Source organism: Hoylesella buccalis ATCC 35310, assembly GCF_025151385.1.
Taxonomy (GTDB): Bacteria; Bacteroidota; Bacteroidia; order Bacteroidales; family Bacteroidaceae; genus Prevotella; species Prevotella buccalis.
The window spans coordinates 2,515,534-2,539,658 of the sequence record NZ_CP102287.1; the positions used below are offsets into that span (position 1 = coordinate 2,515,534).

The 24,125-nt window shown below is 43.1% G+C and carries 21 protein-coding genes; 10 read left to right on the forward strand and 11 right to left on the reverse strand.

What is annotated here, in order from left to right:
* Positions 1-123: 123 nt before the first annotated feature.
* Positions 124-1,401, reverse strand: coding sequence for a site-specific integrase (locus NQ518_RS10380; protein ID WP_227961996.1), 1,278 nt, complete (start codon positions 1,399-1,401; stop codon positions 124-126).
* A 51-nt stretch (positions 1,402-1,452) separates the two neighbouring features.
* On the reverse strand, positions 1,453-2,682 hold the full coding sequence (locus NQ518_RS10385; protein WP_227961994.1) for a site-specific integrase: 1,230 nt from the start codon (positions 2,680-2,682) through the stop codon (positions 1,453-1,455).
* 696 nt (positions 2,683-3,378) lie between these two features.
* Between NQ518_RS10385 and leuS the strand changes: the two genes are divergently transcribed.
* The 7 genes from leuS to NQ518_RS10420 all read left to right on the forward strand — a co-directional run bounded on the left by leuS (position 3,379) and on the right by NQ518_RS10420 (position 12,753).
* Entirely contained in the window at positions 3,379-6,231 is a 2,853-nt protein-coding gene (gene leuS / locus NQ518_RS10390; RefSeq protein WP_227961992.1) for a leucine--tRNA ligase, read from the forward strand.
* A complete protein-coding gene (locus tag NQ518_RS10395; protein ID WP_227206489.1) occupies positions 6,228-7,205 on the forward strand; it encodes a YitT family protein in 978 nt (325 codons plus the stop codon). Before leuS ends, NQ518_RS10395 begins: the two co-directional genes overlap by 4 nt.
* Positions 7,153-7,791: a non-canonical purine NTP diphosphatase gene (locus tag NQ518_RS10400; RefSeq protein WP_227961991.1), complete on the forward strand. Its 639-nt coding sequence runs from the start codon at positions 7,153-7,155 to the stop codon at positions 7,789-7,791. Before NQ518_RS10395 ends, NQ518_RS10400 begins: the two co-directional genes overlap by 53 nt.
* Positions 7,792-7,803: 12 nt before the next feature.
* Positions 7,804-9,819, forward strand: a complete 2,016-nt coding sequence (gene porZ, locus NQ518_RS10405) for a type IX secretion system anionic LPS delivery protein PorZ (RefSeq protein ID WP_227961989.1) — start codon at positions 7,804-7,806, stop codon at positions 9,817-9,819.
* Positions 9,795-11,066, forward strand: coding sequence for a glycosyltransferase family 39 protein (locus tag NQ518_RS10410; protein ID WP_227961987.1), 1,272 nt, complete (start codon positions 9,795-9,797; stop codon positions 11,064-11,066). Before porZ ends, NQ518_RS10410 begins: the two co-directional genes overlap by 25 nt.
* Before the next feature lie 407 nt (positions 11,067-11,473).
* Positions 11,474-11,659, forward strand: coding sequence for a hypothetical protein (locus tag NQ518_RS10415; RefSeq protein ID WP_227961985.1), 186 nt, complete (start codon positions 11,474-11,476; stop codon positions 11,657-11,659).
* Positions 11,660-11,784: 125 nt separating this feature from the next.
* Entirely contained in the window at positions 11,785-12,753 is a 969-nt protein-coding gene (locus NQ518_RS10420; RefSeq protein ID WP_227206479.1) for an acyltransferase family protein, read from the forward strand.
* A 486-nt stretch (positions 12,754-13,239) separates the two neighbouring features.
* Here the strand turns inward: NQ518_RS10420 and rd are convergent, their stop codons facing one another.
* The 4 genes from rd to NQ518_RS10440 form a co-directional block, all read right to left on the reverse strand.
* A complete protein-coding gene (gene rd / locus NQ518_RS10425; protein ID WP_004347849.1) occupies positions 13,240-13,404 on the reverse strand; it encodes a rubredoxin in 165 nt (54 codons plus the stop codon).
* Positions 13,405-13,437: 33 nt separating this feature from the next.
* Complete coding sequence (locus tag NQ518_RS10430; RefSeq protein ID WP_227961983.1) at positions 13,438-14,496, reverse strand: glycosyltransferase family 9 protein; 1,059 nt, start codon at positions 14,494-14,496, stop codon at positions 13,438-13,440.
* Positions 14,497-15,099: a DUF4254 domain-containing protein gene (locus NQ518_RS10435; protein WP_227206477.1), complete on the reverse strand. Its 603-nt coding sequence runs from the start codon at positions 15,097-15,099 to the stop codon at positions 14,497-14,499. It abuts the gene before it with no gap.
* Between the two features lie 304 nt (positions 15,100-15,403).
* Positions 15,404-15,577 (reverse strand): hypothetical protein, encoded by a 174-nt coding sequence (locus NQ518_RS10440; protein WP_227961982.1) that lies wholly within the window; start codon positions 15,575-15,577, stop codon positions 15,404-15,406.
* A 396-nt stretch (positions 15,578-15,973) separates the two neighbouring features.
* Here NQ518_RS10440 and NQ518_RS10445 point away from each other — a divergent pair, with 396 nt between their 5' ends.
* From NQ518_RS10445 to rnc, 3 genes are all read left to right on the forward strand, one after another.
* Complete coding sequence (locus NQ518_RS10445; RefSeq protein ID WP_004347843.1) at positions 15,974-16,210, forward strand: acyl carrier protein; 237 nt, start codon at positions 15,974-15,976, stop codon at positions 16,208-16,210.
* An 86-nt stretch (positions 16,211-16,296) separates the two neighbouring features.
* Positions 16,297-17,559, forward strand: coding sequence for a beta-ketoacyl-ACP synthase II (gene fabF / locus NQ518_RS10450; RefSeq protein WP_227961980.1), 1,263 nt, complete (start codon positions 16,297-16,299; stop codon positions 17,557-17,559).
* Positions 17,549-18,601, forward strand: a complete 1,053-nt coding sequence (gene rnc, locus NQ518_RS10455) for a ribonuclease III (protein WP_227961978.1) — start codon at positions 17,549-17,551, stop codon at positions 18,599-18,601. The genes fabF and rnc overlap by 11 nt, the downstream gene beginning before the upstream one ends.
* Before the next feature lie 92 nt (positions 18,602-18,693).
* On the opposite strand, the gene NQ518_RS10460 is transcribed toward rnc, so the two are convergent.
* The 5 genes from NQ518_RS10460 to NQ518_RS10480 form a co-directional block, all read right to left on the reverse strand.
* Complete coding sequence (locus NQ518_RS10460; protein WP_227961976.1) at positions 18,694-20,541, reverse strand: 4-hydroxy-3-methylbut-2-en-1-yl diphosphate synthase; 1,848 nt, start codon at positions 20,539-20,541, stop codon at positions 18,694-18,696.
* Between the two features lie 15 nt (positions 20,542-20,556).
* Positions 20,557-21,066 (reverse strand): 5-(carboxyamino)imidazole ribonucleotide mutase, encoded by a 510-nt coding sequence (gene purE, locus NQ518_RS10465; RefSeq protein WP_227961974.1) that lies wholly within the window; start codon positions 21,064-21,066, stop codon positions 20,557-20,559.
* Positions 21,067-21,092: 26 nt separating this feature from the next.
* Positions 21,093-21,713, reverse strand: coding sequence for a phosphatase PAP2 family protein (locus NQ518_RS10470; RefSeq protein WP_004347835.1), 621 nt, complete (start codon positions 21,711-21,713; stop codon positions 21,093-21,095).
* A gap of 81 nt (positions 21,714-21,794) precedes the next feature.
* Entirely contained in the window at positions 21,795-23,288 is a 1,494-nt protein-coding gene (rpoN, locus tag NQ518_RS10475) for an RNA polymerase factor sigma-54 (protein ID WP_227962373.1), read from the reverse strand.
* 176 nt (positions 23,289-23,464) lie between these two features.
* Positions 23,465-24,115, reverse strand: coding sequence for a hypothetical protein (locus NQ518_RS10480; RefSeq protein WP_227206470.1), 651 nt, complete (start codon positions 24,113-24,115; stop codon positions 23,465-23,467).
* Positions 24,116-24,125: the final 10 nt, after the last annotated feature.

Consider the following 24,125-nt stretch of genomic DNA (forward strand, 5'->3'; position numbering starts at 1 on the left):
GTACCCAAGAAAAGAGAGCAGTTGTGCTTTCAACAGGTAGTCAGAATGGTAGTCATCAAGCGGTCAAAATACTGCTACAAAAATGCTACACTACCGATTTGTCAAAATTGATAGAACAGTTAATTACAACGAGTTAGCAGAGTTTGGTTCATAAACCTCTCTCTCCGAAGTTTCTTTTTCTTTTGCCGATTGCTTGGCAATGAGCCTGTCCATATCCTCTGATATCTTTTTGTCCGTCACCTGCGCATAAACTTGAGTGCTTGATATGGAGGCATGCCCCATCATCTTGGCTATGCTCTCAATAGGTATTCCTGCGCTTAGGCTCATCGTGCCGAATGTATGTCTTGCCATGTGGAAGGAAAGTCTTTGGCGGATACCGCAAGCCTTTCCCACGATGCTCAGTTTGGTATCCATGACACTACGGCTGCAATTACGGTGAAAGACAAGGTGGTCATCTTTTTCTTTCACCGTCTGCTGTTCCTCGCTTCTTTCCTGCTCTTTCTGACAATGACTGATGATGGCTTCCGCTATGGGATGTAACGGCACGATGAACTCAACCTTGGTCTTCTGACGTTCCTTTCTTATATACATCTGTCCATCCGCTGTCGTTTGGATATGCTTGTATTCCAAATTCTCCATATCTGAAATAGCCAAGCCTGTGAAGCAGGAAAAGACAAACATCAGTCTTGCCAGCTCCGCTTCTCTGTCGTTCATCTTCATTAACATCAGTTTCATTACATCGCTCTTTTGCAAAAAGCGTATCTTCTTTTCCTCTTTCTCATACTTGGCATTCTCAAACGGATTACAGCGGATAATTCTCTTGCTGACCGCACGGAACATTAGTCGGCTCAGCCAGCAGAGGTTGCTGTTGACGGTAGATGCTTTCAGTCCACGCTTTTTGAGAAAGAAGCGGTATTCCTCGAACAAGTCCTCTGTAATGGCTCCGATGGGTATATCCTGCACTCCTTTGTTTTCGACAAATTCACGGAGATTTCTGTCAGAATAGAACAGATTCAGATAAGTTCCCTCTGCCCTTGACTTGCCTACGCTCTCCTTGACGGATTGCAATTCTGCCTTACTCATGGCAAGGAGCGTTGTCGGATTAGTGGCAATGCCTTGTAAGCGGTTCTTGATAAGTTCCACACTTACCACTCCATCCATTACAAGAATGTCCCGATAGGTCTTTTCCACCAAATCTCTGAACTCAATGATTCTTTGGTTTGTTTTCTTGTTGGTTGTCAACCCCTGCTTGGTGTTCCACTCGGCAGGATGGCACTCTTCGCCTGTGGTAATGGCTGTGTTCTTTCCGTCTATGGTGATACGGCAGAGAATGGCGGTATTGCCGTCTGCCTTTGTCTTCTGTCTGTTGATATAGAACAGTATCTTGAATGTACTTCTCATTGTCTTGGTGGTTTTGAATAATGAATAATGATAAGATAGAAAAAATAGGAATTAGATTATTAACTGCATATCTTCAGTGAAAGAAAGGAAACGATCAAATTCCTCAAAGAGTTTCTGTGGGGTTACCTTTGCATAACACTCGGTCATGCTCACGTTGGAATGCCCCAGCATCTTACTAACGGTCTCAATGGGTACACCCTGTTCAAGCGTGATGAGCGTGGCAAATGTGTGCCTTGCCGTATGTGTGGTAAAAGGAAACGAGATGCCTGCACGAAGCCGCAAGGCTTTCAAATAAGATTGGTAAGTAGCATATCCCATGAAAGGGAGCAATGTTTCCCTTTCATCGCTGTGGAGCTTCTCCATCAGCCGTATGGCTTCGGGCAGCAGTTTGACACGACAAGGCACACCTGTTTTTTGGCGGTTGAACTTCAGCCAAAGGCTACCCTCGTCATCACGCACAAGATGGGACTTGTCCAGTTCCATCAAATCACAATATGCAGCACCCGTATAACAGGCAAAGAGGAAAATATCCCTCGCCGTTTCCATTTCCTCCTCCAAGTCCTCAAAGTGGAGAGTCTTTAACTTCTCAAATGCCCCTCTGTCAAGTGCTTTGGGGAGTTTCTTGTTACCCTTGCTGATTTTGACTTTGTCGAAAAGCAGGATGTCTGCCACCCCCTCACGGTAAGCCAGCCTGCATACCGTTTTCAAATGGGTGGCGACATTGTAGAATGAGCTTTCCTGAAATCCACACTCTCCCAAGAAGTACTGCTGAAACTCATGGATGAAGTTCTCTGTCAGTTGTGAGAGGGCTAAGTCAGAAACCTTATACTTCTTTTGGATGAACTCCTGCAAGTGGATTCTCGTGGAGTGATAGCTTGCCATTGACTCTTTTCTGATGTCTACACCGACATGACTTTCTTTCTCCTTTATGAGCATATCAAGCCTTTCGATGAGCATGCACCGTGTCTGCACACTGCCTTGAAACTGTTCCTTCACATCGGTTGCGTCAAATGGGCAACCTCTTGCAAGCAAAGACTGATAGGCTGACTGAATGGACAGCAGCAAGTTCTCCAACCTGCCATTCACCTCCACCGCCTCACGACTTTTTCCGTCCATTCTGCTCTCACGGGGATTCCACAAGTCAGGATTGCAGGAGAGCTTGCAACTGAACTGGGCGATAGAATGTCCGATGGTAATGCGTCCCATAATCGGAGCTTTTCCAGACTTGTCAAGACCGCTCTTTTTAAGGTAGAGCAACACCTTCATTTTCTCTGTATTCATACGCTTTGATGTTTTGTGGCAAAATTACCAAAATCAAAGCGTTCCTCACTTATGCAGAAGACTGCCGACTGAAGCAACAGCCACACGAGCGAAAATAATTCAGTTACCGAACATTACTCCATCGTTACCTATGACTAAATCGGGTAACGCTCTGGTAACTGAACTTCTGCTTAAATCTGCATATTATAACTCTTTTTGAAAAGAGCACTTCTATGCAAATTATTCCGTTTCCTGCTCATTATCAGTCTGTTTACACCAACTTCGATATTTCTTCATTTTCGTTGATTAGTTGCGGCATGATGTCATAGTTATTGCGGCGCAAAGTCATGGATATGGCAACTATAACTCATGGTTATTGCACCGAAATCTTATTTTTCTCACCCAAAAATCTCATTCTTGCTTCCTCCTTGCCTATTGATTTTTTCTAGATTACCAAATAAGAAGTGCCATTTTAAGGCCATTATTTGGTAAATAATCAGGACATTTATCAGGATGGCATTCGCTGCGTAAACACGATAAATCAGTGCAGTTTCATCCTCTTTCCAAAACATTGGTGTTTGTCGTGTCACCAACGGTCAGACAGGTTATTATTAATAAAATTCAGTATTTATACAATCCATATCTTATTTTTTTCGTACTTTTGTCACCTATTATATACACATCGAAACACAACAGAACGTTAATTTAGGATATCTTATGGAATACAATTTCAGAGAAATTGAGAAAAAGTGGCAACAACAATGGGTGAAAAACAAAACCTATCACGTTGTGGAAGATGCCCAAAAGAAGAAATTTTATGTGCTTAACATGTTCCCCTACCCATCTGGAGCGGGCCTTCATGTAGGCCATCCTTTGGGCTATATTGCCAGCGATATCTATGCGCGATACAAGCGACAGAATGGATTCAACGTTCTCAACCCCATGGGATACGATGCCTATGGACTGCCAGCCGAGCAGTATGCCATACAAACGGGGCAACATCCCTCCATCACTACCGAGGCAAACATCAAGCACTATCGCGAGCAGTTGGACAAAATTGGATTTTCGTTCGATTGGGATCGTGAGATCAGAACCTGCGACCCGGCATATTACAAGTGGACACAATGGGCGTTCATCAAAATGTTTCAATCGTATTATGACAACGATTTGCAGAAAGCACAGCCTATCACAACGCTCGTACAGCATTTTGAAACCAAAGGTACTGACGGTTTGAACGCCGCTCAGAGCGAAGAACTGCAGTTCACAGCCGATGAATGGAAAGCCATGACTGAGCTTCAACAGCAGCAAACGCTCATGAACTACCGCATTGCTTACCTGGGCGAAACGATGGTAAATTGGTGTGCCGGACTGGGCACTGTGCTGGCCAACGATGAGGTGGTAGATGGCGTGAGCGAGCGAGGTGGCTACCCCGTGGTGCAAAAGAAAATGAAACAGTGGTGCTTGCGCGTGTCTGCGTATGCGCAACGCTTGCTCGACGGACTGGAAAAAGTAAACTGGACGGAGTCGCTGAAAGAAACACAACGCAACTGGATTGGACGCTCGCAAGGAACCGAAGTGCAGTTTAAAGTGGCCAACCACGATGAGCTGTCTTTGACGGTGTTCACCACCCGCGCCGATACCATGTTCGGTGTTACGTTCATGGTGCTGGCTCCAGAGAGCGAATACGTCAGCCAAGTGACCACTCCCGAGCAGGCAACAGCCGTTGAAGAATATGTAGATGCGACGAAAAAACGTACTGAACGGGAACGCATCGCCGATAGAAAAGTAACCGGAGTGTTCACCGGAAGCTACGCCGTGAACCCATTGACGGGCGAAAATATCCCTATCTGGGTGAGCGACTATGTACTGGCAGGCTACGGAACAGGGGCCATCATGGCCGTTCCGGCACACGACAGTCGCGACTATGCCTTTGCCAAGCATTTCAATCTGCCCATCATTCCGCTGATTGAAGGAGCTGACGTGAGTGAAGAGAGCTACGATGCGAAAGAGGGAATCATGACTAACAGTCCGGTGGAAGGAAAACAAACAGCGTTGAGCCTCAATGGATTGACGGTGAAAGAGGCCATCGCCGCCACCCGAAAATATGTGGTTGAACAGGGTATCGGACGCGTTCGGGTGAACTATCGCCTGCGCGATGCCATCTTCTCTCGTCAGCGCTATTGGGGCGAACCCTTCCCAGTATATTATCAAGACGGCATGCCTCACATGATTCCCGAAGAATGCTTGCCGCTCGAATTGCCTGAGATTGATAAGTATGAGCCTACCGAGACAGGCGAACCGCCATTGGGTAGAGCCAAAAAATGGGCCTGGGATGTGGAACAAAACAAGGTGGTAGACAAATCGCTTGTCAACAATTCTACCATATTCCCGTTGGAACTAAACACCATGCCAGGCTTCGCTGGCAGCTCGGCTTATTATCTTCGTTACATGGATCCACACAACGATGAAGCATTGGTGGATAAAAAGGTAGCTGCTTATTGGCAGAATGTAGATCTTTATGTGGGTGGAACAGAACACGCAACGGGCCACTTGATTTATTCAAGATTTTGGAATAAGTTCTTACACGATTATGGTTATTCCTTCAAAGAAGAACCTTTTGAGAAGTTGGTGAACCAAGGAATGATACAAGGACGCAGCAACTTTGTTTATCGTATCAACAACGATGACCATTCAGCAGCGCCTGTTTTCGTATCAGTGGGATTGAAAGAACAATACGAAACCACTCCCATTCATGTGGATGTGAATATGGTTCACGGCGACGTGTTGGACATAGAGGCCTTCAAAGCGTGGCGACCAGAATACAAACAGGCTGAATTTATCTTGGAAGGAGATAAATATGTGTGCGGCTGGGCCATCGAGAAGATGTCGAAATCAATGTACAACGTTGTCAATCCTGATATGATAGTAGAACAGTATGGTGCCGACACGCTGCGCTTGTACGAAATGTTCCTTGGCCCGGTAGAGGCCAGCAAGCCATGGGATACCAACGGTATTGACGGTTGTCACCGATTCCTGAAAAAGCTGTGGGGACTGGTGTATGAATACAGAACTGACCAATTCTTGCCCAACGACGACGCTCCAACCCCTGAACAACTTAAGTCTGTGCACAAACTCATCAAGAAAGTAACGGGCGACATCGAACAGTTTTCGTATAATACGGCCATCTCTGCCTTCATGATTTGCATCAACGAACTGGCACAAAGCAAGTGCACCAACAAGGAACTGCTCAAGGATGTCATCAAACTATTGTCACCCTTTGCGCCACACATCAGTGAAGAGCTGTGGCATGTGTTGGGTGGAGAGGGTTCTGTTTGCGATGCCCAATGGCCTGTATGCAATGAGGAATATCTCAAAGAAAGCGATGTACAGATGACGGTATCGTTCAACGGAAAGGCTCGTTTCCAGATGGTGTTCGGCATAGACGACAGTCGTGAAGCCATCGAAGAAAAGGTGCTTGCCGACGAGCGCACCCAAAAATACATCGCAGACAAAACAATTATAAAAACTATCATCGTTCCAAAAAAAATCATTAATATCGTACTAAAATGATTAAAAACAAGGAATTTATCTTATCTGAAGTAAAAGATTATGTGTTCATCACGTTAGGCCTGTTGCTTTACAGCACTGCCTTCACCATCTTCCTGATGCCCTACGAAATTGTAACCGGTGGGGTAACCGGTATGTCGGCCATCATTTATTATGCCACTGGCTTTAAGCTGGAGAACACATACATGATTATCAACATTTCATTGTTAATCGTAGCCCTGAAGATTTTGGGCTTCCGATTCATGATGAAAACCATCTATGCCATCTTTGCCCTATACTTTATGTTAATGTTTGCACAAAGTCTAATGCCTTTGGATGCTAACGGAAACTTTATCAAGGTATTGGGCGAGGGACAAGACTTCATGTCAATGGTCATTGGATGCTGTATCACTGGTTCATCATTGGCAGTGGTGTTTCTCAACAATGGCAGTACAGGCGGGTCGGATATCATTGCTGCTTGTGTCAACAAATACAAGGATATGTCCTTAGGACAGGTACTAATATTGGTAGATATCTTTATAGTCAGCAGTTGTTTCTTCTTCCCACAGTTTGGCGAAATGGCTGAACGAGCCCACAAAGTGGTATTTGGTTACTGTACCATCATCATCGAATGTTTCATGCTCGACTTTGTGTTTGCTCGTCAACGGCAATCGGTTCAGTTTATGATTTATTCGAGAAAACATGAAGAAATCGCTGAAATTCTGTCCAAAGAAACCGACCATGGACTGACTATTCTTGATGGTCACGGCTGGTATACCGGACAAGAAATCAAGGTAATTTGTTTGTTAGCCCGTAAAAGTGAAAGTCAATTAATCTTCCGACTCATCAAGATGACCGACCCAAATGCCTTTGTTAGTCAGAGTTCTGTCATCGGTGTGTACGGCGAGGGATTTGATCAAATCAAGGTAAAAGTAAAGAAAAAACATGAAAATAGTCTTCGCAACAAACAACAAGAACAAGCTTCAGGAAATTCGTGACATACTGGGAGAACGGTTTGAAATAGTGTCTTTGCAAGATATTGGTTGTCATGAGGATATTCCAGAGACAGGAGATACCTTGCAAGAGAATGCCTTACAAAAGGCCATGTATGTGGCAGAACACTATGGGTTGGACTGTTTTGCCGATGATACGGGGCTCGAAGTGGAGGCTCTTCATGGTGCACCCGGTGTTCACAGTGCACGTTATGCCGAAGGAACCGACCATGATAGCGAGGCAAACATGCAGAAACTTTTGCACGAATTACAGGATAAAGAAAACAGAAAGGCTCATTTTCGCACTGTCATTGCCTTGCTGCAACATCCCAAAAATCAACAAGAAAAAAATGTAGATAATGCTTGTGCAGCACCTGAAATACATTATTTTGAAGGACGTGTGGATGGCTTAATCGCAGAAGAAAAGCGTGGTGATGCTGGTTTTGGTTATGATCCGCTGTTCATTCCCAACGGATATAACCAGAGTTTTGCCGAACTTGGCGAGGATATAAAGAACCACATTTCACATCGTGCACTGGCAGTTGAAAAATTAGCAGCCTATCTTAACGAAGATATAGCACAATCTGTCTAACTGAATGGCGCAATGAAAACAACGATAGTATCTATCCTTTTACTCATCATGGGTTGCTTGCAAGGCTTGTCCCAAATAGGTTCTTGGAAAGTATATCCTTCCTATCACGACATAACGGACGTGCAACCGGCAGGTAACATCGTATATGTGTTGGCATCGGGTGGATTGTTTTGCTATGATAAGGATGACAACAGCATACAAACTTTTGATAAGAAAACAGGCTTGAATGATGTTGAAATCAGCCACATCGCTTATAGTTCTGCGGCAAAAAGATTGATCATTGTCTACAAAAACAACAACATTGACTTACTAGATAGTAAGGGAAATGTAACCAATATCGCTGACTATTATAAAAAATCGCTGACAGAAGACAAAACCATTCACAGCATTTATGTCAATGGAAGCTATGCTTATTTGTCCACAGGATTTGGTATTGTCAAGCTAAATGTGAGTGATGCCGAGATTAGTGATACTTATTTTCTGGGCTTTCGCGTAGATTGGACACTTATACAGCAAAACAAAATCATTGCAGCATCAATGACCCATGGAAAATATGCTGCTGATTTGTCTTCTAATTTACTTGACAAAAAGAATTGGAAAAGAATAGGAAACTATACTGAAAACAACAAAGAAGTAGACAAAGAACTATGGAATAAAATGGAAAGCATGCGTCCGGAAGGTCCAAAATACAACCATTTTTATTTCCTAAAGTTTATCAATAACCGCCTTTACACTGCGGGAGGAGGCTTTGAATCGGAAGGTGTTAGCCTCTCACATCCAGGCATTATCCAAGTACTTGAGGATGGTCAATGGCACATCTATCAAGATGATATCCAAAAAACAACAGGTTATTCATATTCAGAAATCAACTGTTTGGCTATCGACCCTAAAGATGCAAACCATGTATTTGCAGGAGGTAGAACCGGACTTTACGAATTTCAAAACGGAAAACTCACCAAATACTACAATAAAGACAACAGTATTCTGATGCCAGCAGTTGATAAAGGAAAAGAACTGGATAATGAATATGTTCTCATCAACGGTCTGCTGTTCGATGAAGAGCGCCATCTTTGGATATTAAACAACCAAACCAAGGGACAAAGCATCATCGAATTACTGCCAGATGGAACCATGAAATCACACCATCAACCATCGCTGATGAGAAATGGAGTGAGCCCCAGTTTACTCTATCATCCCATGTTTGACAGTCGAGGTTTATTATGGTTCGGCAACGGGAACTACAAGTTTCCGGCACTGTTTTGTTATGATAGGAAGACTGAAACGCTGCACACGATAACCAATTTCATCAACCAAGATGGAAACAGTCTAAAAACAACAGCTGTAAAATATATCGCTGAAGATATGGAGAACAATCTTTGGATTGGTACAAATACAGGAGTATTGCTGCTTGAAGCCTCAAAGATCAATCAACTTCCCGATGTTACTTTCACACAAATAAAGATTCCTCGCAACGACGGAACTAACTTAGCCGACTATTTATTGGCAGGAGTAGACATCACCTGCATTGCAGTTGACAAGAGTAACCGCAAATGGTTTGGTACAGGAAGTAATGGAGTATATCTCATCAGTGCTGATAACAACCAGCAAATTCATCATTTTACCATAGCAAACAGCGTATTACCTTCTAACCATATAGAAAGCATTGCCATCAATAATCAAACAGGAGAAGTGTTTTTTGGGACAGACAAAGGACTTTGTTCTTTCCAAAGTGACGCTACCGAGGCTGTGGAATCGATGAACAAAGACGTTACTTATGCATACCCAAATCCGGTAGAACCCTCTTACAATGGCCCTATAACGGTTGTTGGACTCAGTTATCAAGCCGACATCAAAATAGTAACTGTCAATGGCACCTTAGTGACTAAAGGCAAAAGTAATGGCGGAACTTTCGTGTGGGATGGCAATGATATGAACGGAAACCCGGTGGCATCGGGCATCTATATGGTACAAACTGCCGACCAAACAGGAAACAAAGGAACTGTATGCAAAATCGCTATCGTCAGATAAGTCTGCTCTTTCTGGCTTTCCTATTGTTGGTGCTCTTCCTATTTGGCTATACACCCACAAACGATGGAGATGGCTATATTGAATACGCCAGGATGTGCATCGACTACGAAGAACCCTATCCTTGTGCGTCTACCATCAATGGACAACCCTTTATTTGGAACATTGGACAGATTAATTTAGTGGCTCTCTCGCTGTATCTATTCCATTCTGTATATCCCATCTTAGTGTTGATGTGCTTCCTCAAAGCCGCTTCAGCCTACTTAATAGCACGCATAGCACAAAAAACATGCAACGACCAGATAGGACTCATTGCCCTACTATTATATGTGTGCTATCCCAATAATTGGGGACAAAGCACGACAATACTCTCCGAAATACCATCCATCACACTCTTGTTAGGGGCGGTTTTCATCATTCTACACACCTCCCGTGTGCGAAATCTCTTCATAGCAGGCATGTTAATGGCTGTAGCCAATTGGTTTCGTCCCATCAGTTTGGTATTTATGGGTACGTTTCTTCTCTATTTTCTATTCTTTAAAAACAAACAATGGTTACGTTCTTTCAGTTCCCTGCTGGCTGGATATGCCTTGTTCATCCTCGTAGTTGGCACCACTTGCTGGCTGCGTACGGGCTATTTCTTGTACCAAAGTGAAACTTTGTGGTTCAACATGGCGGCAGCAACATATGAAACCAGCGTAGAACCTCATTACAATGCCGAGGCTTATCCCAAAGGAACCATCAGGTATATTGACCACATGAAGGATAAAACGGCGATAGAATGCAACCAAATATGGAAACAAAGATGTTTGGAATGGCTCAAGGATAACAAAGCAAACTATTTGAGTAAAATACCTGGAAGATTGGTTTACATGTACATGAACGACATGGATAACATACCTGCTTTTATGCATGATAAATCAAAAGTCCAAAACAATTACGTCACACTTCCCTATCGAACGCTACTATACAACCTTCAAAATCTATCCTCCATACAGTGGGCTGGACTGCTCAACATGATTTATTACGCATTCCTCCTAATGACCTTTGCCTTTTCCCTCCACGTTTTACAATCAGAAAAAAAGTACGACACCTTATTTCTTTTATGTTGTATCGTCATAGGAGGTTCATTAGCTTTGGTCTTGGCAGTACACGGAGAAACTCGATTTAAGGCTCCTTTCATGCCTTTTATCTTCATGGGTGCGGCGGTTAGCATCTATGAATTCATTCACAAGCGACGAGTTTTCTAATACATACCGTTTCTCTTTCATGGCTTAGTTGTCCACATCCTATTTATATATTCTTTTTATTTATTTATTAAAAGAAAAAAGTTAGCTATCTTTTCCATAATATATTAAAGTATCAAATGATGTGAATAAGTTGATAAATTTCTTGGCCAAATAATTGTGGAAATTGATGTATAATTTCATCATAAGTGTGTGGATATGCACCAACTTTTATGTTGTTTACTTACTAAGTGAATAAACAGGCAGTTTTTCAATATTTATAAACAGAATTATGCACAATTGTAACTATTCAGCGGTAGTAATAATAGTCCGGTTCAGCCTTATTCCTCAGTATGATTTTTCTTGAAAATCATCTAAAAAAGAGCCGTATTCTCTTGCGTATTTCAGATATTTTCTGTACTTTCATACCCATGAAAGAGCAAGTTACGGATATCTCTAAAGTACTGCAGAACATGGCAGAAGAAATGCGATTGATGCGTGAAACCATCAATCAACAGTATGTTGAAATTGCTATATTAAACCGTAACATCGAGTTGTTGAATAACCAACATCGTAAAAAGAACGAGGAAATAGCCCAATTGAAAAATAGCTTGTAGTGTATCTCAGCGTTGTTCAATTTCTTCCTTATGGGCGCATTGCCAATTTCTTGCATGACGTTCTCGGTCTGTTACCCAACTAATAGATAAATAAAAATAATTGTTAAGAAAAAAAATAACTAAATATGATAATGCCCATTCCGCATAGAATAAGCTGGATTGATAGTGTACGAGGATTTTGTATGATAGCAATTCTGTATTTTCATACTGAAATATATTATACTAACACCACCATCATTCCTTACAGTATGTATGTGGTAAACGCACTCGTTATGTTTTTCTTCATATCTGGATTTTTATTTTATAAAGAAAACAACTTTCATATTAAAAAGAAAATAAAGTCTATCTTTCGTTCACTCATCAAGCCTTATTTTATATTCACTGCTATCATTTCTATTCCAAAAACAATGGTTCATGGAGAAAATATAGAGATGATCAATATCATCAAACAAATTTTATTAGGTCATGCATCGTGGTTCATAGCTGCACTAATTATTGCCGAATTTATTTTTTCTATTATTTTATATGTTAGCAAAGAAAAAACAAGTATTATCATAGTTAGTAGCTGTATCTTGTTTTGCATAGGCTTATCGTTCAACCACACCGACTTATTAATACCCTGGCATGCACATATCGCTGCCTTATCTGTTTTGTTTATTGCATCAGGTTATCTGTATCATCGTTTTAATCATTTATTTTGTCACTATACCAACTCCTTTACTTTTGTATTGGCACTCGTTGTGTTAGTTATTTGCAAGATAATAGAAAACTACTATGAATTAAATATGATCATATATGTTTTGAATATAGATAATGTCTTTATATTTTTAATAGATACATTTCTATCTATTTACATCATTATTTATTTAGCAAAAAAATTGCCACAATTTCATTTTATACAATATGTAGGCAGGCACTGCATAGTATTTTATTTTTTATGTGGTGGCATACCACTACTGACAAGCAAAGTATTCAATGCCATTTCCTTAGGCTATTCTTCAAACTACCTTCAACTTTTACCTGTATTCTTTTGTGTACTTGTCATTACAACTTTTATAACTTGGATTATATATAAGTACATCAAAATAGTCTAGTTACTTTTTAATGTTGTCCACATCCTATTTATATATTCTTTTTATTTATTTTTTAAAAGAAAGAAATATGAAGAGAGATGATGTACGGTGGATATGTTGATAACTATACATCGATTTATTTGCTTTTTTCGTTATTACGCTCTTATGTTGGTTTTTACACACTTCAACGGCATATCTTTCTATTCTTAATCAATTTGTTAGCTATCTTTTCCACAATATAGTGAAGTATCGAATGATATGAATAAGTTGATAAATTTCTTGGCCGAATAATTGTGGAAATTGATGTATAACTTCGTCATAAGTGTGTGGATATGCACCAACTTTTATGTTGTTTACTTACTAAGTGGATAAACAGGCAGTTATTCAACATTTATAAACAGAGTTATGCACAATGATTGTGTATAAGTGTTTGTATGTTTCGTTTGAAGCAAATAAATAAGGCAACGACACAAATCGTTGCCTTATTTAAGTTCATCAAATGCTGTTTTATTCAGCTTGAGGAGTGAAATCTTCTTTTCCTACACCGCATAATGGGCATACCCAATCATCTGGGAGATCTTCAAATGCTGTTCCGGGAGCGATGCCTCCATCAGGATCGCCTTCTGCTGGGTCATAAACATAACCGCAAGTTTCACATACATACTTTTTCATAATCTTGTTTTTTAATAAGTGAATGAATTAATTTTAGTTTCTGTTATTATGTATAACTTCATCAAGTTTATTGATGATTTGTTCTGGTTTTATTTCATTTAAGCAAGCATAGTCATTCCTCCAGCACGGTTTATTGCCATAAATGGAACACGGGCGACACGTTAAGTCGGTCTGAACTGCAAGGTCTGCGCTTTGATTCCACCCCATAAATCCCGCAAAGGGATGTGTGGCACCCCAAATGCTGATGACGGGTGTGTTAACCAATGATGCCAGATGCATGTTGGCACTGTCCATACTAATCATCACATCCAAGTGGTACATCAAAAGCAGTTCTTCCTGCAACGTGTTTAATAGCGTTGGTACACTGACACATCTTTCATATTTTTTTGCCCACAAAGATAGCTGCTCCTTTTCTTCTTTTCTGCCCCCAAATAGGAAAATTCGTGTATTTTCGTACTTGGTTTGTATCATCTCAATTGTTTTTTCCATTTTTTCCAATGGATAAACTTTACCCTTGTGTGCCGCAAAAGGCGCTATGCCAATCCACCGTTCTTCCTTGTTTTTCGCTTCGATACCATTTGGTAAGTCAGGCATGGTACCGTCTTGACGTGGAAAGATGGATGTAAAATCTATCTCAATAGGGTAACCTAATTTTGCTAATACATCCGCATAGTTTTGGAAAGACGTTTGTAGCGGCGTCAATACCTTATTCCCTTTAGCGGTTAGCCTACGTCTGTCGGCCCGATGCTTGTCAATATGAGCCACTTTGAACCTGTCTAACGAAAATCTGGTGCGTAGATATTTCGAGCGCAGGTTGTCATGAAAATCAGCTATGGCGGTGAATCGTTTGGCCGTCAGTCTGCGGTAAAGTTTATTCAGTCCGCGCAGATTCTTATATTCATTGTTCAGGTCGGCAGACATGAAATCCACGTTTGGTGCCAATTTGTCAAAGAAATTCGCTGCAAAGGGTCGGCTCAACACGCTGATGCGAATGTTGGGATATTGTTTTGCCAACGAGTACACTACCGGAACCGTCATGGCTACGTCACCCATAGCCGAGAACCGTATGATGAGCAGATGTTCGGTCTTCATTTATTTTTTGTAGAGAACCGGGTTGGTCGACGGATCATTGTACATCTTCATTTGTCGGTACACTTTCATGTATTTTCGTCCCTCTTGGATGTCTTCCAGCAGCTGATCAATGGCTGTTCCCAAGTCTTTTTGTTGTTCCAGCAGGACATTTAGCTTGGCCGTACATGTATCTTTGTGCTCTTTTGAAGCATCTTGTCGTTCGACTTGCTCGCGCATGTGATAAATCTTCAGTGCCAGTATGGACAGTCTATCTATTGCCCATGCCGGACTTTCGGTGTTGATGCGTGCGTCGGGCAGCACTTTCACCTCACTGTATTTCTGCCTGAAATAGCTGTCTATCTGTTCAACAAGATCAGTACGGTCTTGATTCGATCGGTCAATGCGGCGCTTCAAGGCCAACGCTTCCATTGGATCAATGTGCGGGTCTCTGATGATATCTTCAAAATGCCATTGAACAGTGTCAATCCAGCACTTCAGATACAACCGGTTTTCGATGGTTCCTTCGTCGTAGGGATTATTGATTGGTGTGTCAATATCATCATGGACGTGATAATCATCAATAGCTCGTTGAAAGATTTTGTTACATTGTTCACTAAATGACATGTTGCGTTTTCTTTTGGTTACTTATGCAAATATAAATAATAAAAGGTAATGGTCAAAACAAAATCAAGGTTTTTTAGTACATTGTAACAAAGTATGCGTTGTTTAATTTGATTTTTATCGTTTTAGACGTTCTTGTCTTTCCACTGTTTTGACAAATCAAAATAAATATTGAAAGGAGTGTGAATTTTCTTGACAAGCAACCCTTTTATTTTGGGCGTATTTGTAAATAACTCTTCATCCGTTTGCAAATACGCCAAATATAGGTTGTTTTTGTATATGATTGACACATAATAAAATACAGCTTTCAACCATAGTTAGACCACTTCATTTTTGCTTTTTTCAGGGTAAACGCATTGCTTTTAGGCTTCAATATGCATGCTTTTGGTGTGTTAAGCCTTGTAAATTGACCGGCAAAGTCGTATATATTGAACCTTAAACGCATTGCTGTTGCCTTAAAATTTAATTTTTCTTGCTTCATGATAGCTTGTTTGCTCCCTCCTTGCCTAGTGAATTTTTCCAGAATGAAAGTTTTGAAGTGCTGTTTTAGGAGCATTATTTGGTTAAAAAATTCTACATTTTTTCAGCTAAAGATGCAGTTCATCCTGTGGCACAATGCCGTAGTGTTTTAAATCATTACGCACTTACCTATTTATTAATGTTTTTTTTCTTTTTTGAAGAAAGCATCTATTATAACTCTATAAATTACAGCTATTTTCAAAAAAACAAGCATTAAAATTGCACAATATATGGTATAATGTGCAATATGAGGTACTTTTTTCGATAAAACATTTGTAGATGTGAATAAAAATTTGTTCCTTTGCATCCGTATTTTTGATAATGAATCACTTATAAACATTTTAAAAAAGTTACAATTATGTCAGAAATTGAAAGCAAAGTAAAGGCTATTATCGTAGATAAGTTGGGTGTTGATGAGGCAGAAGTAAAGCCAGAAGCAAGTTTCACCAATGATCTGGGTGCCGATTCATTGGACACTGTAGAGCTGATCATGGAATTCGAGAAAGAATTCGGCATCTCTATTCCAGACGATAAAGCTGAGAAGATTGCAACGGTAGGTGATGCCATTTCTTATATAGAAGAAAATGCAAAATAATTAAAAGCAAACGATTTGGGTTGAGCTGGGAGATTTCTTTCAGCTCAATTTCAATTTGCTTTTAATCAATTTTTTTTATTCAATCAATGGAATTAAAAAGAGTAGTAGTAACAGGACTTGGTGCCGTGACACCTATTGGCAATACGCCTGAAGAAACATGGAAAAGCATGTTGGCAGGTAAGAGTGGTGCTGCTCCTATTACATTATTTGATACTTCCAACTTCAAGACACAGTTTGCTTGTGAGGTAAAAGACCTGAACATCAACGACTATATTGATAGAAAGGCCGTACGCAAGCTGGATCGCTACACGCAGTTGGCCATGATTTCGGCCATGCAGGGTGTAAAAGATGCTGGACTTGACTTGGAAAAAGAAGACAAAAACCGTATCGGTGTTATCTATGGTGTGGGTATCGGGGGTATTAAAACCTTCGAAGAAGAGGTTTCGTATTATGCCTTGAATAAGGAAAACGGACCTAAATTCAGCCCATTCTTCATTCCTAAGATGATTGCCGACATCGCTTCCGGACAGATTTCCATTCACTTTGGATTTCATGGTCCCAACTATACCACAACCAGTGCGTGTGCTTCTTCGAGCACAGCCTTGTCAGATGCATTCAATCTCATTCGTTTGGGCAAGGCGAACATCATCGTTTCAGGTGGTGCCGAGGCAGCCATTACGGCCAGTGGTGTGGGTGGATTCAATGCCATGCATGCGTTGTCAACCCGTAATGACGACCCTGAACATGCTTCACGGCCGTTCAGCGCCAGTCGTGACGGTTTCGTCATGGGCGAGGGAGCAGGTTGTTTGATTCTTGAAGAGTTGGAACATGCCAAGGCGCGCGGTGCCAAAATCTATGCCGAAATGATTGGTGAAGGTGCCAGTGGCGACGCTTATCACATCACGGCCAGCCACCCGGAAGGTCTTGGTGCTAAGCTGGTGATGACCGCAGCATTAGAAGATGCCGGTCTGAAGCCAGAAGATGTTGATTACATCAATGTGCATGGTACTTCTACACCTGTTGGAGATATCTCTGAGGTTAAAGCCATCAAGGATGTGTTTGGTGACCATGCCTACAAGTTGAATATCAGTTCTACCAAGAGTATGACCGGCCACTTGCTGGGTGCAGCAGGTACTGTAGAGGCTATGGCCTGTGTGTTGGCCGTTCGGGACGGCATCATTCCTCCCACTATCAATCATGAGGAGGATGACAAAGACCCTGAAATTGATTACGAACTGAACTATACGTTCAACCAAGCTCAGAAGCGTGAGGTGCGTGTAGCATTGAGTAATACGTTCGGGTTTGGTGGACATAACGCTTGCGTAGTATTCAAGAAATATGCTGAGTAATATTCTCGATCGGATAAAGCTCCCCTTCCGTCGTGAAAGGGAGCTTTATTCGTCTTTATGCCGTATCATCGGTTTCTATCCACACGATATCAGTTATTACAAATTGGCCTTGATGCATAAGAGCGTCATGCGTCGCAATGCCAAGGGCAAACCCGTGAATAACGAGCGTTTGGAGTTTCTCGGTGATGCCATTCTCGATGCTACCGTAGGGCATATCGTGTACGAGCATTTTCCCGGTAAGCGTGAGGGATTTCTCACCAACACACGCAGTAAGCTGGTTCAACGCAGTACTTTGAACAAGTTGGCCAATGAGATGGGCATTTGCAAGCTTATCCTTAGTAGCGGACGCAACGCCTCGCATAACAGTTATATGGGCGGAAATGCGTTCGAAGCGCTTGTGGGTGCCATCTATCTGGATCGTGGTTACGATGCTTGTATGCGCTTCATGAAAGACCGTATCTTGAAGGAAATGCTCAACATTGATAAGGTGGCTTACAAGGAAGTGAATTTCAAGAGTAAGCTGATTGAATGGAGCCAGAAAAACAAAGTGAAGATTAACTTCAAGCTGTTGAATCAAGGGCAGGATAAAAACGGTAACCCGGTCTTTAAGTATGCAGCCGAATTGGAAGGAATTGAGGGGTGTTCTGGTGAGGGATTCAGCAAGAAAGAGAGTCAACAGCTGGCCAGTAAGCTTACGTTGGAACAACTGAAACGCAAGCCGCAGTTCATCGATGAGGTGTTTGCCGCCAAGACCAACCGCACCAAGATGGAAGAAGAGCCGGTTGTTATCGTGCCGGATACGCATCCACAGGATGATTTCATCGTGGTGAAGAGTGAAGACCTACCGGTACAAAAGCACGAATCACCCTTCCAGGAAGAGGTCTTTACCGATTCTCAAGAAGAGGTTCTTGAAGAGTCGCCTGTTATCTCCAACTTGGTAGATGAGATTGATGAGCTGCATTTAGACGATATCAGCGCCCAAAGAATGAGCGATGAGGAAATCATTGCCAAGGCCGAAGAAGAAGCCTTTTCGAATGAATAGCTACGTCAGCAGCGTGCATACAGATGCTCGCTGTCGGCGTATCTGTCGGCAGCGAGCATGTATCGTCCTTTTTAATTCATGTAGATAGGTATTTAAGTCAGTAGTGATGCGGTTGGTTCAGCTGCTGATTTGGCCGTTTTCTGGTCCTCATGGATGAGTTTGAGCAGGTGTTCTACCGCCTCTTCCGTAGGGATGTTTTTCTCCACACAGGTTTGTTTTCTGTACAAAGAAACCTTTCCCGGGCCGGCACCTACATAGCCATAATCGGCATCAGCCATCTCTCCAGGACCGTTGACAATGCATCCCATGATGCCTATCTTGAGGCCTTTCATCTCTTTTGTGGCGTCTTTAATGCGCGCAATGGTCTGTTGTAGATCGTATAAGGTGCGTCCACAGCCCGGACAACTAATGTATTCGGTTTTGCTCATGCGCAGTCTTCCTGCCTGTAAGATATTGAATGCCGTTTCTTCCAATACGCTATCAGACAGTTTTCCATCGTTCATGAGCCAGATACCATCTGTCAATCCGTCAATCATCAATGCTCCCATGTCGGCCGACGCGTCCAGTTGGAAGTCGCTTTTCTCATCATGACGGTACATTTGAGCGAAGACTACGGGATTGTATACACCGTTGTTCATCATCTCGTGAACCAATGCTCGTTGGTCTCCTACCCTGTTTTGATGGTTGCTCATGCACACCACAACAATCTCGGGATGGGCTTTTAGGCACGCAACATATTCCTCTGTAGGCGTTCCGAACTGCAAAACAAGGAACTTGATGTCCGACTTCATGCTACCAATGAATGGCATAGCCATGGCTGGAAAGATGGGATAGGTATGTTTTTCGCCATGATATTCGCTGTAATCAACGATATATTTCCGGTCTTCTGCATATTTAGGAACTTGGTTTCCCACGTAAATGTAGTCGGCCTTGCAGCCTTCATTCGAAGTAATGACAATGGGTACGTTGCTTCCACCGATGTTGCCAATTGCACGTGTTTTACGCCTTTCAGGGCGAAGATAGTTGAAATGTTTGTTGGGTTCTGCTGGAATTATCAGGTGTCCGGCACGCTTTGCGACGTAATCTACCAAGTATTTGGCCACAGGTATCTCACATTCGGGTTCTTCGGAAAGCGATACACGGATGGTGTCTCCGATGCCATCTGCCAATAAAGCACCGATTCCCACCGCGCTTTTGATGCGTCCGTCCTCGCCTTCTCCAGCTTCTGTCACGCCAAGGTGTAAGGGATAGTGCATGTCTTCCTTGTCCATTGTGTCGACAAGCAAGCGCATTGATTGCACCATCACTACCGTATTGCTTGCCTTGATGGAAATGACGACGTCGTGAAATTGCTGCTTTTTGCAGATACGGAGAAACTCCATGCAACTTTCTACAATGCCTTCGGGCGTGTCACCGTATCGGTTTCGTATTCTATCCGATAGCGATCCGTGGTTTACCCCTATGCGAATGGCGGTGTGGTTGGCTTTACAAATATTGAGAAAAGGTACAAAGCGGTCTTCAATCTTTTTGAGTTCTCGCGCATATTCCTCGTCCGTGTACTCTAATTGTATGAACTTTCTGGCGGGATCTACATAATTTCCCGGGTTAATGCGTACCTTCTCGGTATGCTGTGCGGCCACGTCAGCCACGTTAGCATTAAAGTGTACGTCGGCTACCAATGGTGTGTCATACCCTTTGGCATGCAATCCGTCATGGATGTTCTTCAGGTTTTCAGCCTCTCTCCTACCCTGTGTGGTGAGTCGTACCAATTCTCCGCCAGCCTGAATGATGCGTTCTGCTTGCTCAATGCACGCCTCCGTGTCATTCGTGTCGGTTGTGGTCATCGATTGGATGCGTACCGGATTATCGCCACCCATATCGATATTACCTACATGTACTACGTTCGATTTACGGCGTTGATAATTAAAAAGATCTGTCATGAGTACACGTTTCTCTTAGTTAGTCTTGTATTCGTAATCTTTTATTTGTGCCAAATCAGCATTTGCTTTCGTGATTTTGGCACCCAATCCAGCTTTATGATCTTTGATTTTTTGCGCAATCGCTTCGTCTGTCAGTGCCAACATCTCCACCGCAAGGATAGCAGCGTTCATGGAAGCGTTAACTCCTACCGTGGCAACTGGAATGCCCGGTGGCATCTGTATGATGCTGAGCATGGCGTCTAAGCCATCCAGCATCCCTTTAATAGGAACGCCGATGACGGGCAATGTGGTGTTGGCGGCAATCACACCAGGCAGTGCAGCAGCCATTCCGGCAGCGGCTATAATTACTTTGATACCTCTGTTTGCGGCCTCTTTGGCAAACTCTTCAACGGCAGCAGGCGTGCGGTGAGCCGACAAAGCGTTTACTTCAAAGGGTATTTTTAGGTCGTTTAGAAACTTACATGCTTTCTCCATGACTGGGAGATCGCTTGTGCTACCCATGATGATGCTTACTAATGGTTTCATATTCATATTGTTTTAAGAGTTTGATTTCAAATCATTGAGATTATATAGAAGGCGGATATCAGACCCACAATGAATCCAACGTTCACCTGTGAAAGTGTGTGTTGCTTGAGAATGATGCGGCTCGACCCCACCAATCCTGCGAACAAGATGGCCAAACAGAGCCACCAAGTAGGATTGAAGTGAAACAACAAGGCAAACGACATCAATGCGCCTGTTACGCCACCGATGGCTGCCGAGTGGGTAGATATCTTCCACCAGACGTTGATGAGCGCACAGATAATCTGGATGGCGAGTGCCGTGATGAGGATACTGCTGATGAAATGTGGGATGTGATACAGGTTCATGATGTAGTAACATGCGAAGTAACACACAATCGAGATAATGTAAGGCACCATTCGTCGCTCCTTCATTCCCAGCTCGTGTAGTGTCCATCCCTGGTATTTTCGATATAGGTGTATCAACAAGGTTGGCAGCAATACAGTGAAAAGATACACCATCATGATGACAGTCAGCTTGTAATACCAAGGAACCAACCTGTTGAGATAACTCAACATGAATAGTGCTACCAACCCAAGCACGGGCAGATAGAAAGGTGTGAAGACGATGCTAATCGTCCGAGCGGCCAAAATAATGTTCTTTTCTTTCATATTGTGTCATCCGCAGGTTGTATCTTTGCGGATGGTTTTTTCTTCATGTTTTAGCGTCATTAATGACAAACGATGTGTCAATTATTCTTTCCTAAGCCGGGCAACCGATAACCCTAATTGTTCTCTGTACTTGGCTACGGTGCGTCGGGCTACGGGAAATCCCATCTTTTTCAGTTCCTTGGCCAGCGCCTCATCACTGAACGGCTTGCGTTTGTCCTCGTGGTCGATTATTTCTTTCAGTGTCAGTTTGATTTTCCGGGTAGAGAGTTCTTCCCCATCTTCGGTGGTATAGCTGTCGGTGAAGAAGAATCTGAGCGGGAAAGTGCCCCATTTCGTCTGTGCATACTTGATGTTGCTTACGCGCGAGATGGTAGAGATATCCAGTTCGGTCTTATCGGCAATGTCTTTCAGAATCATGGGTTTGAGGTCTGACTCGTCACCGTCGATGAAGAACTTACGCTGCCAGTCTATAATCGCTTTCATCGTTATGTACAGCGTATGTCGGCGTTGTTTGATGGCATCGATGAACCCTTGCGCCTTGTCTACTTTCTGTTTGGCGTACAACAGCGCTTCCTTTTCCTGCCGGTTCATATTCTCCTTGTTGTTTTTGTAGGTGTCTACCATGTCGGAAAACGATGGAGAGATGGTCAGTTGTGGAATTTTTCCTTGGTTCAGTGTGAACGAAATGTTGTTGTTATCATCCACGTCGATGATAAAGTCGGGCGTGATTTGCTGGACGTTCCTGCCCATGGTCTCGCCCATTGATGCGCCGGGTTTGGGATTGAGCTTACGTATTTCTTCTTGAACCGCTTGCAGTTGCAAGTCGGATAGTTTGAGGTTGGCCTGTATTTTGTCCCAATGTTTCTTGGTGAACGCGTCAAACTGGCGAGTCACTACTTGCTGCAAGATGTCTTTGAGTTTGCTCTCTGGACGCCTTTCCACCTGCAACAGCAGACACTCTTGCAGCGACCTGGCGCCGATGCCCGCAGGGTCGAACCCTTGCAGAATATACAACACCTCCTCTATTTGCGTGGGCGTGACGTCGATGTTGTGGTAAATGGCCAGTTCGTCACTAATCGATTCTATATCCTTTCGCAGGTAACCGTCATCGTCGAGCGAACCGATGAGGTATTCCATCACGTCTTTTTGCGTGTCCGTGAGGTTCTCCATCATCATCTGCTCTTTCAGTTTGTCGTAGAAAGATTTGGTGTCTCCGTAGACAATCTCCTCATAGTCGGCGTTGTCTTGCGGATGATAGGCTCCGTAAGCGTCAGGCATCTCGTCGTCCCTGCCGATGTTTTCCAGGGCTTTGTCCAATGCTTCTTCGCGCTCTTCGCGTTCAGTTCGCTCGGCAAAATCTTCCTCGCGTTCGTCCCGGCCATCCGTTTCATCCTCATAGCGTTCCTCCCCTTCGGCTTTCTCCAACGCCGGATTGTCATCCAATTCGGCGTTGACGCTCTCCTCCAGTTCGGTCAATGGCATCTCCAACAGCTTCACTTGCAACATTTGTTGCTGCGAGAGTCGCTGTACCTGCTGTTGTCGTTGCTCTTGAGTCTGTATGAGTTTGTTGGCCATTACTGTATATCCAATCTCTTCTGATGATGTTCGTGCGCGTTCTTCATGTACTGTTGACGCACATGCAAAAATACAAAAGATATTCTTATAATCCGCTTCTTTTGGGGGTAATTTTCCAAGATTGCGCTGCTGGCAGGTTCGCTTTCGGTTGGCGCACGCTAAGAAAGCGTCATTCATCAATCCTTAAAATAATCCTTGAGCTGTGCGGCCAGTGCGGCCAGGTGTTCCGGATTGGCGTTGCCATAACGCTGCCAAATGTCCTGACAGGGTACAAGCAGCGGATGAATCATCATGTCATCACGATTCAGGTATGGGTCACAGAACTTGAAAACCGTCATCACTTCCACGATTTTGCCTGGTTTCAGGCGCATCAATTTGGCCAGACTGACAATCTCGGGTGTTTCGGCTACCATGGTAATAGGTACGAGCCTGAAATACAAATCCAAGATGATGATGAGCATTATCGGTGTGAGTTCCGCGTCAGCCGCAAGCGGTTTAAAGTCGTGTTCAAATGATTCGTTCACCTCTACCCCATCGTAAAACGACGCAGCTTGTCCAAATCCCCGCATCTTTCTCAGCAACTTAACCCCACGAGCCAATTTGCTGGGGTGCTCGGCATACTCGTTCCACAGCTTTTCCAAGCGTGGCGTGTCCAGTCGTCTCAGCCGAAACATCTGCTCGTATAAGGTCTGTGGCGGTATGTGTAGCTCCAGGCAAAGGTCAACCATGGCGCGCGAATACAAAGCTTTCACGCCAATAGGCTTCTTCAGGTACAGTTGCATCAACAGCAACCAATAGTCGTCCGACCATTCATTGGGTATTGACATGATCATTCAT